At 43.0% G+C, this 14,350-nt stretch carries 11 protein-coding genes; 1 reads left to right on the top strand and 10 read right to left on the bottom strand.

Features of this window, described 5'->3' with window-relative positions; genetic code table 11:
- Positions 1-76 precede the first annotated feature (76 nt).
- The 6 genes from HMPREF0373_RS03700 to HMPREF0373_RS03675 form a co-directional block, all read right to left on the bottom strand.
- Positions 77-1,417, bottom strand: a complete 1,341-nt coding sequence (locus HMPREF0373_RS03700; RefSeq protein ID WP_021738262.1) for an ABC transporter substrate-binding protein — start codon at positions 1,415-1,417, stop codon at positions 77-79.
- Between the two features lie 388 nt (positions 1,418-1,805).
- The gene (locus tag HMPREF0373_RS03695; RefSeq protein WP_021738261.1) at positions 1,806-2,741 is read right to left on the bottom strand and encodes a helix-turn-helix domain-containing protein; all 936 of its coding nucleotides are present in this window, start codon (positions 2,739-2,741) and stop codon (positions 1,806-1,808) included.
- The gene (locus HMPREF0373_RS03690; RefSeq protein WP_021738260.1) at positions 2,738-3,250 is read right to left on the bottom strand and encodes a YwiC-like family protein; all 513 of its coding nucleotides are present in this window, start codon (positions 3,248-3,250) and stop codon (positions 2,738-2,740) included. The genes HMPREF0373_RS03695 and HMPREF0373_RS03690 overlap by 4 nt, the downstream gene beginning before the upstream one ends.
- An 18-nt stretch (positions 3,251-3,268) precedes the next feature.
- A complete protein-coding gene (galE, locus tag HMPREF0373_RS03685) occupies positions 3,269-4,285 on the bottom strand; it encodes a UDP-glucose 4-epimerase GalE (RefSeq protein ID WP_021738259.1) in 1,017 nt (338 codons plus the stop codon).
- 90 nt (positions 4,286-4,375) lie between these two features.
- On the bottom strand, positions 4,376-5,872 hold the full coding sequence (gene galT, locus HMPREF0373_RS03680; protein WP_044962737.1) for a UDP-glucose--hexose-1-phosphate uridylyltransferase: 1,497 nt from the start codon (positions 5,870-5,872) through the stop codon (positions 4,376-4,378).
- A gap of 56 nt (positions 5,873-5,928) precedes the next feature.
- Positions 5,929-7,098, bottom strand: a complete 1,170-nt coding sequence (locus HMPREF0373_RS03675) for a galactokinase (RefSeq protein ID WP_021738257.1) — start codon at positions 7,096-7,098, stop codon at positions 5,929-5,931.
- A 200-nt stretch (positions 7,099-7,298) separates the two neighbouring features.
- Between HMPREF0373_RS03675 and HMPREF0373_RS03670 the strand changes: the two genes are divergently transcribed.
- Positions 7,299-8,147: an AraC family transcriptional regulator gene (locus HMPREF0373_RS03670; RefSeq protein ID WP_021738255.1), complete on the top strand. Its 849-nt coding sequence runs from the start codon at positions 7,299-7,301 to the stop codon at positions 8,145-8,147.
- Between the two features lie 516 nt (positions 8,148-8,663).
- Here HMPREF0373_RS03670 and purB read toward each other — a convergent pair.
- The 4 genes from purB to HMPREF0373_RS03650 form a co-directional block, all read right to left on the bottom strand.
- Positions 8,664-10,097, bottom strand: coding sequence for an adenylosuccinate lyase (gene purB, locus HMPREF0373_RS03665; RefSeq protein WP_021738254.1), 1,434 nt, complete (start codon positions 10,095-10,097; stop codon positions 8,664-8,666).
- 221 nt (positions 10,098-10,318) lie between these two features.
- Positions 10,319-11,767, bottom strand: a complete 1,449-nt coding sequence (gene purF / locus HMPREF0373_RS03660) for an amidophosphoribosyltransferase (protein WP_021738253.1) — start codon at positions 11,765-11,767, stop codon at positions 10,319-10,321.
- A 26-nt stretch (positions 11,768-11,793) separates the two neighbouring features.
- Positions 11,794-12,675, bottom strand: a complete 882-nt coding sequence (locus tag HMPREF0373_RS03655; protein ID WP_021738252.1) for a phosphoribosylaminoimidazolesuccinocarboxamide synthase — start codon at positions 12,673-12,675, stop codon at positions 11,794-11,796.
- Between the two features lie 271 nt (positions 12,676-12,946).
- Positions 12,947-14,296 carry an MATE family efflux transporter gene (locus HMPREF0373_RS03650; RefSeq protein WP_044962734.1) on the bottom strand — a complete coding sequence of 450 codons (1,350 nt, stop codon included), beginning with the start codon at positions 14,294-14,296 and terminating at the stop codon, positions 12,947-12,949.
- Positions 14,297-14,350: the final 54 nt, after the last annotated feature.

Below are 14,350 nucleotides of genomic sequence, written 5' to 3'. Positions count from 1 at the left end.
ATAATATTCGGGGAACTGCCAGGCAGCCCCCCGCATATTTTTAAAAATAGGTTGTCATCTCAAAATCAGAAATGAATTACTGCATAGAAAATTCAACTTCAGCCTGTGCATCAGCAATTGCGGAATCAGTATCAGCACCGTTCATGATGTTCTGGATCTGTGTTCCGATTGCATTACGTCCATCATAGTAGTATGGGCTTGTATTGTTTGCAGGTGTCAGTTTGGAGTAGTCTACAATTGTCTTGTAGATCGGCTGATCACTCCAGTATGCCACTGGCTCAGCATATTTCTCAGACTCTCCTGCCGGAAGGTATGTAGCAATAGCACCAGTTGACGCAAGGATCTTATCATAAAGTTCTACGCTGCCAGCAAATGTGCTCTTTAAGAAGTCAATTGCCAGATCTTTGTTCTTGCAGTTGGATGTAATATACCAGGAAGAACCACCGTTGTTAGAGTAGTTTGTTGCGTTTGGAGTTTTGATCAGTTTCGGCATATTTGTAATTTCCCATTTGCCAGCTGTATCTTCCATACCCTGGATAGTAGCGATAATCCAGTTACCATTGATAACGCCTGCAACACTTCCTTTTGTAATAGATGTTACATAGTCATCCCATTTGTTTACTTCGAGGTAAATTCCCTCATCTACCATTGTTTTGTAGATATCGATACACTCTTTTAATGCAGCATTGTCTGTCATAGCCGGTTTTCCATCTTCATCAAAGAGGGAAGCTCCTGCGGACTGAAGCATCATCATAATTGTATCTGGGGAATCAGCCTGTCCGGATAACATATATGTACCTGTTTTAGCTTTAACATCTTTACCGATCTCGATAAATCTGTTCCAGTCAATATCTGTCAGATCTGCTGTTGTGTAACCAGCCTGCTCAAGAATATCTGTTCTGTAAGCACCGATTACAGCACCGTTATCGAACGGAACACCGTAGTTTTTGCCATCAACTGTTGAATAAGCAAGTTTTCCAGCCGGGAACTGAGAGAAATCAATTCCGGAATCTGTTAAGTCTTCAAATGCTTCCGGATAAGCTGTTACGAATTTCTGATAAGAGTTATCCTGCATCAGAACGATATCCGGTAATGTGGAGAGATCTCCACCTTCTGCTGCTGCGATTAATTTGGACTCACAGTCATCGGATAATGTCTCAACTACTTTGAGATTGAAATCCGGATGATCAGCTTTGTAGATGTTTGCAGCTTCTTTGATTGCCGGAATATTGAATTTTGGATCCCATGTCCAAACAGTTAAGGTGTCGCCACCCTCACTTGCTCCGCCATCAGACTCAGCTGCTGCGGATGTGTCATTGTCTTTTGTGCCACCCTTGTCACCGCCATTGCTGCCACAAGCTGCCATAGAAGCTACCATAGCACCAATGAGCATAAGTGAAATTACTTTCTTTTTCATGTTTTCTCCTCCTCATGAATTATTCTGATGCATAAAGTCATTTGTTCATATTAATCAAATATTGTTTTATCTCCTGCATCAAGATGTACATATTATACTATACACACATATAGTATAGTTCGCATTTTTTCTCACGATACACGCATATTTGACTTTTTATCGTCATGTTGCATATTTTTTATTTTTAATGGTATCTTCTTTTTATCTTTTTTTGCATTTTTCTCTTTTTTTCGACTATTTTTTTTCACTTTTTCGTGTTTTTCACGAATAAAATACGGGGATTCTACAATATTTTCACCAATTACCGTATGGTAATGTAAAAAAGAATCATATGGCAGTTATCTGTTTTCTAACCACACATATGATTCTTTTTCTTTTTTCATAATATTTACCAGCCTTTTTCCACCAGTATATTGAAATCTGCCAGTCTGGTTTCAAAATTCTCCGGTGACTTTTTCCAGTGATACGGTGACGTACCCACGATTCGTTTGAAATTCCGGTTAAACGTAGATGTCGTGGAAAATCCCACCTTCACAGCAATTTCTTCCATGGAATACCCCGTTTTACGAATCATATCACAGGCTTTTTTAATCCGGACCTGATTCAGATAATCCACCGGTGTCATTCCCATATTTTCCTCAAAGAGTCTGCGAAAATGAGACTCACTCATATGACACACAGAAGCAATCTGCGCAATCTTTGTCGGATTGGCAAAATTATCACGGATGTGCTCCAGTGCAGGACGAATCTGATCGAATCCGTTCTTCTGGCGTACACCTTCCGTAGTCGGACCCAGCTTATTGTTCAGCCGGGCGAGCATCATCATCAGAGACAAGGAAAGGCCTCTGACACTCTCCCGGTAAAAATCCGGTTTCTGCTGCATCTCATAAAAAATAGCAGAAACAATGCGGTTCAGATTCGGAACCGTCTCCTTTTTACCGATGTATGCTCTCTGGTTGATATTTTCCAACATCTTCTGCTGCATCAAAATATCATCCGGATAAACGGATGCCAGGATCTTCTCCGGGTCTACAAATAAGTAAGCCCATGTATTTCCTTCCGGTGCCTGCGGCATCGTGCTGTGCGGGAAATTTGCGGGGATAATACTCAGCATACCGGTTTCAAAATGTACGTTTTCTTCTTCCAGGCGCATAATACCATATCCCTGAACGCAAAGGCCGATCTCCAACAGATTGTGAAAGTGAAGCCCGTCTTCCTCTGTCTGGTATTTATTCTGCCAGTTCTGATTCTGTAAGGCAATCAGGAACTCGTTTTGCGGAATATCGTAATAGCGCAATTCCATTTTACCTTTTGCTTTTTTCATCGCATATACACCTTCTGCGGATAAACACGTTTGACTGCTTCCAGCATGCTGTCGTTCAAATCCAGTAACAGTTTGATTTTTTCTTTGTTCTCATACACGATCATCGTATAATACGGAATATTGTCATCGTAAGAAGTATAGTCAAACTTTTTCAGTTTTTCCGTACCACCGTTCTTGCGATATTTTGCCACGGCTTCATGCCAGTTCGGTGCGATCACTTCCATATCCTGCATCATCAGCGTATGTGCTGTTTTCCGGCGCCGCTTTCCCCGGATCACAGCTATAGTCAGCACGCCGTTTTCCAGGCAATATTCGTACTCTCGGTCAGTATTAATAGAAAAAATATAGTACAGCACTGCAAACAAAAATGCAGGAAGCATCAGTCCCGTATCAAAAATGATTGCAAGAATTACCAGTACCACAGCCATCACAACCATAAATATGGACAATGGTTTTGCAAACCGTTTTGATTTCCGCTTTACCTGTTGCGTAATCTTATAGTCATTCATTCAGTCAAAAAAATCCTTTCAGTCCGCATATCCGTTTGGATTCTGACTCTGCCATCTCCAGGAATCGGCACACATATCCTCAATACCATACTGAGCCTCCCAGCCAAGCTCTTTCTTTGCTTTTGCCGGATCACAGTAGCACATAGCGATATCACCCGGACGACGCGGTTTAATTGCATAGTTAATCGCATGTCCGCATGCTTTTTCAAATGCATGAACTACCTGAAGTACACTGTATCCGTTTCCGGTACCGAGATTGTAAATGGATACACCCTCATTATCTGCCAGCTTCTCAACAGCTTTTACATGACCGAGTGCCAGATCTACAACATGGATATAATCGCGCACGCCGGTTCCGTCCGGTGTATCATAGTCATCTCCGAATACACCAAGGCATTCTAATTTTCCGATAGCAACCTGAGCGACATACGGAAGCAGATTGTTCGGGATACCTTTCGGATCTTCACCAATCTTACCGCTCTTGTGTGCTCCGATCGGATTAAAGTAGCGAAGTAATACTACATTCCATTCCGGATCAGAAGTATGGATATCTGTCAGGATCTGCTCTAACATACTCTTGCTCCAGCCATACGGATTGGTGCATGTTCCTTTCGGGCACTCTTCTGTGATCGGGATGATTGCCGGATCTCCATATACTGTTGCGGAAGAACTGAAGATGATATTTTTGCACCCGTGATGACGCATAACATCTGTCAGCACAAGTGTTCCGCCGATATTGTTCTGATAATATTCGATTGGTTTTGCGACAGACTCGCCAACTGCTTTTAATCCTGCGAAATGGATAACAGCATCGAACTTGTTTTCATCGAAAACTTTGTTCATGGCATCTCTGTCCTGAATATCTGCTTTGTAAAATTTCACTGCTTTGCCTGCGATCTCCTGTACACGATCCAGTGCTTTTTCGCTGGAATTGTAAAGATTATCTACGACAGTTACTTCATAACCTGCGTTCAGCAGTTCGACACATGTATGGCTTCCAATGTAGCCTGCGCCTCCGGTCACTAAAATATGCATACTAATTTCCTCCTTATATATACATTTTTATAACGGTTCAGAACCAGCCCGTAAAATTGCGTTTACGATGCGCCCCTGAATAGTTATATTCTATAAACTTGCAATAAATCTGTCAAATGCTTTTCTGCCTTCTTCGGTGCATTTATATACACCGGCATCTTCCAGTACCTTTACAAAAACTTTTCCGATTTCCTGCTGCAGAATATCTTCTACATTTTCTTCCGTAAATGTATACTGATCACGGAAAGTCTCTACCCAGTCTGCATGTTTTTCAATGGTCTCATTGGAACGGATGTCTTTGCCTTCCAGAATATAGGCAGCCAGCTCATCCATCTCATTCTTCAGACGGGCCGGAAGTACCGCAAGCCCCATTACCTCGATCAGACCGATATTTTCTTTTTTGATGTGATGCAGCTCTGCATGCGGATGATATACACCCAACGGGCATTCTTCCGTGGTGATATTGTTACGCAATGCCAGATCCAGCTCATATTTGCCATCACGCATACGCGCGATCGGTGTGATCGTATTATGCGGTTCTCCATCTGTCTCTGCAAAAACAAATGCATCTTCGTCGGTATAACCACGCCATGCTTTCAGAATGTGATCTGCAAGTTCTACCAGTCTTTCATCATCATTGCTACGGATACGGATCACAGATAACGGCCAGTGCACAATACCTGCTTCCACATCTTCAAATCCCGGAATGGTAATGTTCTTCTCAAACTCTGCCTTTTCCATGGCAAAGGTGTAGTGTCCTCCCTGGAAATGATCATGGCTCAGGATAGAACCGCCAACAATCGGCAGATCCGCATTGGACCCAAGGAAATAATGTGGAAACTGTTTTACAAAATCAAACAGTTTACGGAAGGTAGCACGTTCAATTTTCATCGGTGTATGCTCGCCGTTAAATACGATGCAGTGCTCGTTATAATATACATACGGTGAATACTGAAATCCCCAGTTTCCGCCATTGATCGTGATCGGAATGATACGATGGTTCTGACGGGCCGGATGATTCAGACGCCCTGCATAACCTTCATTTTCCACACAAAGCTGACATTTCGGATAAGCAGACTGTTTTGCCAGTTTTGCTGCCGCAATGGCTTTCGGATCTTTTTCCGGTTTACTCAGATTGATGGTGATATCGATCTCGCCATACTCTGACGGCACTTTCCAGCGACGGTCTTTTGCAATACGATCCTTACGGATATAGTTGGTAGCCACACTGAAGTTATAATAATGATCGGTCGCTTTCTTCGGGTTTTCTGCATAGTCCTCACGGAATTTCGCGATCACCTGTGCCGGACGCGGGGTCAGACAGTTCATCAGCTTTGTATCAAACAAATCTCTGGATACGATTCCACCATCCTCCAGTACACCGCTCTCCAATGCTTCATCCAGAAGATGCCCCAATGTATCTGCCAGATCGATCTCTGTGCCGACTTCTTCGGCTGTCGGTGCCTCATAATCATCTTTTTTCATTACTTCAAGAATCTGGTTCGTACTGTAAATCCGCTCCTCCTCCGGGATCAGACCGGACTCAATTCCGTACTGTACCAGTCTTGCCACATATAAATCAGACATTTCGTATGTTCCTCCTCCTATCACACAGCAGTAAGAATGCCGAAGGCATTCCTGCATTATGCTAATACTCTTCCGCCGTCACCGATTTCTACTACATAGAAATCAGCCGCATAACCGATTTTCTCCAGATATGCTTTTCCTACATTTTCAATAAATTTATCTACACAGTCTGTTTTTACAATACTTACGGTACAACCACCGAAACCTGCTCCGGTCATACGGGAACCGATAACGCCTTCCTGCTCCCATGCATTCTCTACCAATGTATCCAACTCAATGCCGGTTACTTCGTAATCGTCACGGAGGGATACATGAGATGCGTTCATCAGTTTTCCGAATTCTTCCAGATTACCTGCTTTCAGGGCATCTACTGCTTTTAATGTACGCTGATTCTCATAAACGGCATGTTTTGCACGACGCTGACGTACTTCACTCTTGATCAGATCTTTGTTTGCCTCAAACTCTTCCTCAGAAAGTTCACCAAGTGCTTTGATGTCCAGTTTTGTCTGAAGTTCTGCCAGAGCTTCCTCGCACTCTGCGCGGCGCTCGTTGTATTTGGAATCTCCAAGACCACGTTTCTTGTTGCTGCATGCGATAACAATCTTCTCATCTGCCAGTTTGATCGGTGCATATGTATAGGAAAGATCACTGGTATCCAGAAAGATAGCCTGATCTTTTTTGCCCATTGCGATGGCAAACTGATCCATGATACCACAATTTACACCATTAAAGTTATTCTCGGAATACTGACCAAACAATGCAATGTCAATCATGGAAATATCATCATATCCAAAGAGATCACGCAGTGCTACACCGGTTACAACTTCTACGGATGCAGAAGAGGAAAGTCCGGAACCATTCGGGATATTTCCGAATAACAGCATATCAAAACCACAGTCAACCGGGTAGCCTTTCTCAATGAATGCCCATACAACCCCCAGTGGATAGTTAGTCCAGTCAAGTGCTTTGTCATATTTCAGATTATCAAGACTCGCCTCGATCACACCAAGACTCTCAAAGTTTGTAGAATAAAAACGGAAGTTGCGGTCTTCACGTTTTCTGACAATCGCATAGGTACCAATGGTCAGTGCACATGGAAATACGTGTCCGCCATTATAATCGGTATGCTCACCGATCAGGTTTACTCTGCCCGGAGCAAAATAGCTGCGGATATCACCTTCGCTTCCAAATTTTTCTTTAAATACTTTTACTAACTGCTCTTTCATCGAACCCCTCCATCTTCTTCATTTTTCTTTTTATTACATTTTAACACTCCAGAGCCAGTGTTTTTCTTTTCCGCTCTGATTAAGTTCATTGTACTTTCTTTCTGCATAAATTCCTATATGGAAATGTGTGCAAAATATGTAAAAATGTTGTTTTTTCTTTTCTTTTATGCTAATCTTGATTTATCATAGGGGGCAAAAAAATGAGTGATTTTTACAAAGATTCTTACAAAATACGCAAATATGAACTTTTTTCCCTGTCAGTATGCAATGTAGGCCATCAAAAATGTGACCCAAACCACCACTGGGGACCCGGCGTGAAAGATCATTACCTGATCCACCACATCGTGACCGGCAAGGGATACTATCACTGCAACGGAAAACTCTATACACTAAAGACCGGGGATTCCTTTCTGATCTATCCAAATCACGAAGTCTGGTACTATGCCGACAAGGAAAATCCATGGGAATATTCCTGGATCGGATTTACCGGAAACGATGCACCTTCCATACTGAAGGCCACACGGTTCACACCATCCTTTCCGGTGACCTACAATAACATCCACAGCGGTGAGATCAACCAGCGCATGAACCAGATTTACAATACCCGGGGCAATGACTTTATCAACTCGGTGGAAATGGCCGGTTATCTGTACATGCTCCTTGCTATTTATATGAGGGAAGCAGAAAATAAGAACAAACTGAGCCGTAAGGAAAGTTATGTCATAAAAACCATTGAGTACATTTCTTCCAATTACAGTTCTCCCATTACCGTGAATGACATGGCAGCATATGTCGGGCTGAGCCGTAGCTATCTGTGCCGGGCATTTCAGGCGGTACTGAACAAGTCCCCGAAAGAATATCTGAGTGAGTATCGCATCAAGCAGGCATGTTATCTGCTGACGCATAACGAAATGTCTATGATCGATATTGCAGAATCCGTTGGATTTGAAAACAGTCTCTACTTTTCCAAGGTATTTCATAAACAGATGGGGATGCCGCCCACGGAATATGCACGGCAGCACAAAACTTCCGTTCCCAGGGAGGCTTGAGATTTGTTTTTATTTTTTGTTTTTTATTTAAGGCGAAATCAGAGAAAATTTCCTCACTCACTAGACGTTCATTACCCTCATTTCACTTCGGTTTCATCGCGCTCGTTCCCACGCCTGAAAAAGAGGTCGTTCCCACTCGCGCAAAACCTCGTAAAACTCGGTCATTCACTTAATCGTTCGTTGAGGAAATTTTCTCTGATTTCGCCATTTACATATTGAAAAATAACAATAAAAATATTCTTCACCTAATTACAAAGGTCAGGCAGACGGCATGTTATGTTATCAACATTCTGTGCAGAACACGCCATGTAACATTACTCGCATCTGTTTTTTGCGCGTGCGACACAATGCGCATTTTAGTAATCCCGTATATGCACGCGCGGCATGTAATGGCGCCGTAGTGTAAATAGAACAAAACTGAAAATAACTCCAAACAATGGATCGTTGGAAAATTTTTCATGTCCATGTTGGAGTTATTTTCAGTTTGTTCTTTAATAATTTACACGAAGCAGAATTTTACACGTTGATTTCTGCTGTCATTCCAAGTATTTCTTTGTTTGCTTCCAGAACCGGATTTACATGGTTTTTCAGGAAGTTTTCCACCTGCAGCGGAGCACGTCCCACATATTTGGATGGATCCATATTTGCCTGCAGATCTTCCAGTGTCAGGCCGAAGCTTTCATCTGCTGCGATAAGTTCCAGAAGATTATTGTCCAGACCATTCTGTTTTACATTTGCACCGGCCTCCATGGAGAGCTGACGGATTTTTTCATGAAGTTCCTGACGATCTCCACCGTTCTTTACAGCATCCATCATGATATTCTCTGTAGCCATAAACGGAAGTTCGCTCATCAGATGTTTGGTAATAACTTTATCATACACGACCAGTCCGTCTACGACGTTCAGGCACAGATCAAGTACGCCGTCAATAGCAAGGAAGCCTTCTGCCACACTGAGACGTTTGTTTGCAGAATCATCCAGTGTACGCTCGAACCACTGGGTTGCGGATGTGATCGCCGGATTTAAGGCATCGATCATCACATATCTGGAAATGGAAGCAATACGCTCACTTCTCATTGGATTTCTCTTGTAAGCCATTGCAGAAGATCCAATCTGATTTTTCTCAAACGGTTCTTCTACTTCTTTCAGATGCTGAAGCAGACGGATATCATTTGACATTTTATGTGCACTTGCAGCGATTCCTGCAACAACATTCAATACTCTGGTATCTACTTTTCTGGAATAAGTCTGTCCGGATACCGGGTAGCAGTCCTTGAATCCCATCTTTGCTGCGATCATCGGATCAATCTTATCGATGGTTTCCTGATCTCCTTCAAATAATTCCAGAAAACTTGCCTGTGTTCCTGTGGTTCCTTTAGAACCAAGTAATTTCAACGAGTCAAGCACATAATCAAGATCTTCCAGATCCATCAGAAATTCCTGTGTCCACAATGTGGCACGTTTTCCAACTGTAGTCGGCTGTGCCGGCTGAAAATGAGTAAAGGCCAGCGTCGGCAGTTCTTTGTAACGATCGGCAAATTTTGCAAGCTCTGCGATAACGTTTACCAGTTTTTTACGAACTAATTTCAGAGCCTCAGACATCAGAATAATATCTGTGTTGTCGCCAACGTAACAGGATGTCGCACCGAGATGAATAATGCCTTTTGCTTTCGGACACTGTACACCATATGCGTAAACATGAGACATCACGTCATGACGCACCAGTTTTTCACGTTCTTTTGCTACTTCGAAGTTGATGTCGTCTTTGTGTGCTTTCAGCTCATCAATCTGCTCCTGTGTAATATCCAGGCCCAATTCCTTCTCTGTCTCAGCAAGTGCGATCCAGAGACGTCTCCATGTACGGAATTTCATTTCCGGTGAAAAAATATACTGCATTTCCTTGCTTGCATAACGCTCAGAAAGCGGACTTGTATATCTATCTGTACTCATAGTTGTTCTCCTCATTTCTGTTAATTTTCATTGCATTCAAGTCGAACGCACGTGAGACTTGGTGCGTGAATCTGGTCAGCGAAAGCTGACATATTCTTCTCAGAATCACTGCACATCCTCGCGGAGCGTTTATCTCAGTCGGAGATTGTACTCCCACTGAGAAAGACTTGTTATTACTCACCACTTGCAGAAGTGGGAGTCTTCTCGACTGAGATAAAATTTTATCGCTCGTATTCGCCACGAATGTCTTCTGTCGGCGGAGCTAACGGATATGTCCCTGTGAAACATCCCTCACAGATCGGCAGACCGCTCACCATTTCCTTCAGACGTTCAATGCGCAGATAGCCAAGGGAATCTGCTCCGATCAGATCGCGGATATCCTCAATCGAACGATTGTAAGCAATCAGCTGCTCTCTGGCAGGGATATCTGTTCCGAAGTAACACGGCCATAAGAATGGCGGTGCACTGATACGCACATGCACTTCTTTTGCGCCTGCTTCCTTCAGCATATTTACGATCAGGCCAGATGTCGTTCCCCGCACGATGGAATCGTCGATCATAATGATCCGCTTTCCTGCAACTGCTTCTTTTACAACATTTAATTTTACGCGGACACTCTGCTCACGGCTGCTCTGTTTCGGCTTGATGAAAGTACGTCCCACATAACTGTTTTTGACAAATGCGGTACCGTATGGAATGCCGGATTCCATGGCATAGCCAAGAGCGGCCGCATTTCCGGACTCCGGAACACCTACTACCAGATCTGCCTCCACCGGAGAATCCTGCGCCAGGAATCTGCCGGCTTTAATTCTGGCATCATAGACACTGATGCCGTCAAAGTGACTGTCAGCTCTTGCAAAATAAATATACTCAAAAATACATCTTCCCTGTTTGCACGGATCAATGGCGTTTGTCATATCAGATGAAATCTCGCCCTCACCGTTAATGGTAACGACCTCACCCGGTTTCACATCACGTACAAACTCTGCACCGATCGTCTCCAGGGCGCAGGTTTCAGATGTAATAATATAAGAGTTGTCACGTTTGCCGATACATAATGGCTTGAATCCATATGGATCGCGGGCACCGATCAATTTTCTCGGACTCATGACAACGATAGAATACGCACCTTTCATTTTTGCGGCAGCGCGCTGTACGGCTTCCTCAACGGTACCGACTTTCAAACGCTCTCTTGCAATGTGATATGCGATAACTTCAGAATCAATGGTTGTCTGAAAAATTGCACCTGTATATTCCAGATCGTGACGCAGTTCATTGGCGTTGATCAGGTTTCCGTTGTGAGCCAGTGCCAGTGTACCTTTCACATAATTCAGCACTAACGGCTGTGCATTTTCTCTGGTGGATGCACCGGCAGTAGAATAACGCACATGACCGACACCGATATCACCTTTCAGACGCTCCAGTTTCTCTGCATCAAATACTTCATTGACAAGCCCCATATCCTTAAAACTGGATACTTTACCTTTCGGTCCCTGTGTCTCGCTGACTGCGATACCGCAGCTCTCCTGTCCACGGTGCTGCAGGGCGAACAGGCCATAATAAATGGTAGATGCCACATCTTGTCCGTCTAAATCATAGATACCAAAGACACCGCACTCCTCATGTAATTCGTCCTGTGCAATGGTCTGTTCCATTTTGTTTTCCAGCATGAATCTATTCCCTCCAACTATGCGGTTTATGCCTGGAATTCTTTTCCAGTCAACAGTTCATATGCTTCCTTATATTTATCAACTGTCTTTTTAATTACTTCTTCCGGGAGCAGGTAATCGCTGTCCGGATTTGCTTTTAACCAGTCTCTTACAAACTGTTTGTCATAGGACGGCTGTCCTTTACCCGGCTCATATCCCTCTAATGGCCAGAAACGGGAGCTGTCCGGTGTCAGCATCTCATCACCGAGGATGACATTGCCGTTCTCATCCAGACCAAACTCAAATTTTGTATCTGCAATGATAATCCCTTTGCTTAATGCGTACTCTGCACATTTTTTGTAAAGTGCGATCGTGTAATCACGCAATTTCTCAGCATACTCCTGTCCTTTGCCCGGATAGATTTTCTCCAGATTGATCACTGTCTGCTCAAAACTTACATTCTCATCATGATCACCGATCTCAGCTTTTGTGGATGGTGTGTAGATCGGCTCCGGCAGTTTCTCGGATTCTTTTAATCCCTCCGGAAGTTTGATGCCACAAACGGTTCCGTTCTCACAGTAGCTTGCCCAGCCGCTTCCTGTAATATAGCCACGTACAATACACTCTACCGGCAGCATCTCAAGTTTCTTACATTTCATGCTGTTTCCATCAAATCTCTCATTCTGGAAAAATTCTGGCATATCTTTTACATCCGTTGAAATCATATGGTTCGGTAAAATATCCTTTGTAAAATCGAACCAGAACTCTGACATTTTTGTCAGAATCGTACCTTTTTTCTCTACTTTATTTTTTAAAATTACATCAAAAGCAGAAATTCTGTCTGTTGCGGTAATGATCAGGCTGTCACCAATATCATAAACCTCACGTACTTTTCCCTCTTTCACCGGTTTGAATGTCTGAATACTCATAGCGATTGATTCCCCTTTTCTCTGTATTGTACTTATTTAGTCTCTGTATTTTCCGCAAACGATTCTGTTTACAAAAACATGGTCAAACCACATACATTGTATTTATCATAAACAGAACTTTTGCAACGTAATTTAAGTATAATACATTTGAAAAACATTCGTCAATCAACAAAGGCTCCAGAATGGAAAAGTGCATGTAGAAAATCCCGCTTTATTTATTAGTGTTTTTGTATATTTTTTCTCTTTTATTAGCATTTCTAATATTTATTTCCTATTCTGCTTCTATAAATGATTCTGCCTTCACACTACGCCGATAGATTATCACTGCAAATACTGCACTCAATGCTTCTGTCACCCAAAAAGCATGCCATACGCCAGCAGCTCCAAAGAATCGACTAAAAATTAATGCCAGTGGAATAATCAGTACCACATAACGCGATAAGGAAATAAGTAAAGATGGTATTCCTTTCCCTAATCCTTCGAGTGCACCACAGGCTGTAACAGACACTGCGGATAAAATGAACCCGAAACAGATAATATGTAATGCAGTCACACCATTCTGAATAGTTTGTGGATTTTCAGCAAATGCCCCCATCAGTTTTCCCGGAATTGTCAGGCACAGGATCATGCCTGCTGTCATAATGCAAATATTCAAGAGCAATGTCAGGCGGTACAGCTTCTCCACACGTTTATGCTCTCCTGCACCATAGTTGTAGCCGATCAGTGGGCGCATCCCCTGAATAATTCCGTTAGCCGGCATGTATAAGAACGTTTGCAGTTTATAATAAATACCAAGCACCAATACATATGTCTGGGAAAATGCTGCCAGAATCGCATTCAGCGCTGTGGTCAATACAGAGGTCAACGCCATATTCAAAATAGCCGGCACACCGATACTGTAGAGCCGCTTCGTCACTTCCCTGGTCAAATGCAAATATTCCCGGCGGAAGGCCACCCGCTTTGGTCTTTTCAGATATGCAGCTATATAAATCACAATCGGTACACACTGTCCGAATCCGGTTGCCAGTGCAGCTCCTGCAATTCCAAGTTCCGGAAATGGTCCGATGCCGAAAATAATCATTGGATCCAGTATAATATTCAGGCCACATCCGATCAGCAGGCTTATCATGGTGATTTTCATATTTCCAATCGCCTGATTCATTTTTTCAAAAGTCAGATTCACACTAAGAATAACAGAAAAAGAAAATACAATCGTTGCATAACGTACCCCCAATGCGATCACATTTGCATCTGTGGTAAATAATCTCAAAAAATACGGAATGCCGATGATACATAAAATCATCATGACAATCCCGTGGATCACTGCCAGCACCATCCCCTGTGTCAGTGCCTCATCTGCTTTGTCTCTTCTTCCCGCGCCAAGATACTGGGCGATCATAGCATTAATACCTACACCAAAACCAATCGCCACTGCATTAATAAAGTTCTGAATCGGAAATACCAGAGAGAGTGCCGTCATGGCATCCTCACTGATCTTTGCCACAAAATAACTGTCTACAATATTGTAAAGTGAGTTTACCGCCATAGAAATGACCATCGGAAGGGACATCGACAACAATAGCGGGAAAATCGGTTTTTCTTTCATAAATGTTTCGTTCAATTGCTTATACTCCTTCTACCAGAAATTCAAGTCGAACGCACGTGAGACTTGGTG

Source organism: Eubacterium ramulus ATCC 29099 (assembly GCF_000469345.1).
GTDB classification, from domain to species: domain Bacteria; phylum Bacillota; class Clostridia; order Lachnospirales; family Lachnospiraceae; genus Eubacterium_I; species Eubacterium_I ramulus.
This window is presented reverse-complemented; position numbering and strand designations above follow the sequence as displayed.

What these genes read in the sequence shown, in the direction of transcription:
- HMPREF0373_RS03700 (WP_021738262.1), bottom strand. Translation starts at nt 1,417, where the DNA reads ATGAAAAAGAAAGTAATTTCACTTATGCTCATTGGTGCTATGGTAGCT.
- HMPREF0373_RS03695 (WP_021738261.1), bottom strand. Translation starts at nt 2,741, where the DNA reads ATGAAAAAAGCAAAAGGTAAAATGGAATTGCGCTATTACGATATTCCG.
- HMPREF0373_RS03690 (WP_021738260.1), bottom strand. Translation starts at nt 3,250, where the DNA reads ATGAATGACTATAAGATTACGCAACAGGTAAAGCGGAAATCAAAACGG.
- galE (WP_021738259.1), bottom strand. Translation starts at nt 4,285, where the DNA reads ATGCATATTTTAGTGACCGGAGGCGCAGGCTACATTGGAAGCCATACA.
- galT (WP_044962737.1), bottom strand. Translation starts at nt 5,872, where the DNA reads ATGTCTGATTTATATGTGGCAAGACTGGTACAGTACGGAATTGAGTCC.
- HMPREF0373_RS03675 (WP_021738257.1), bottom strand. Translation starts at nt 7,098, where the DNA reads ATGAAAGAGCAGTTAGTAAAAGTATTTAAAGAAAAATTTGGAAGCGAA.
- HMPREF0373_RS03670 (WP_021738255.1), top strand. Translation starts at nt 7,299, where the DNA reads ATGAGTGATTTTTACAAAGATTCTTACAAAATACGCAAATATGAACTT.
- purB (WP_021738254.1), bottom strand. Translation starts at nt 10,097, where the DNA reads ATGAGTACAGATAGATATACAAGTCCGCTTTCTGAGCGTTATGCAAGC.
- purF (WP_021738253.1), bottom strand. Translation starts at nt 11,767, where the DNA reads ATGCTGGAAAACAAAATGGAACAGACCATTGCACAGGACGAATTACAT.
- HMPREF0373_RS03655 (WP_021738252.1), bottom strand. Translation starts at nt 12,675, where the DNA reads ATGAGTATTCAGACATTCAAACCGGTGAAAGAGGGAAAAGTACGTGAG.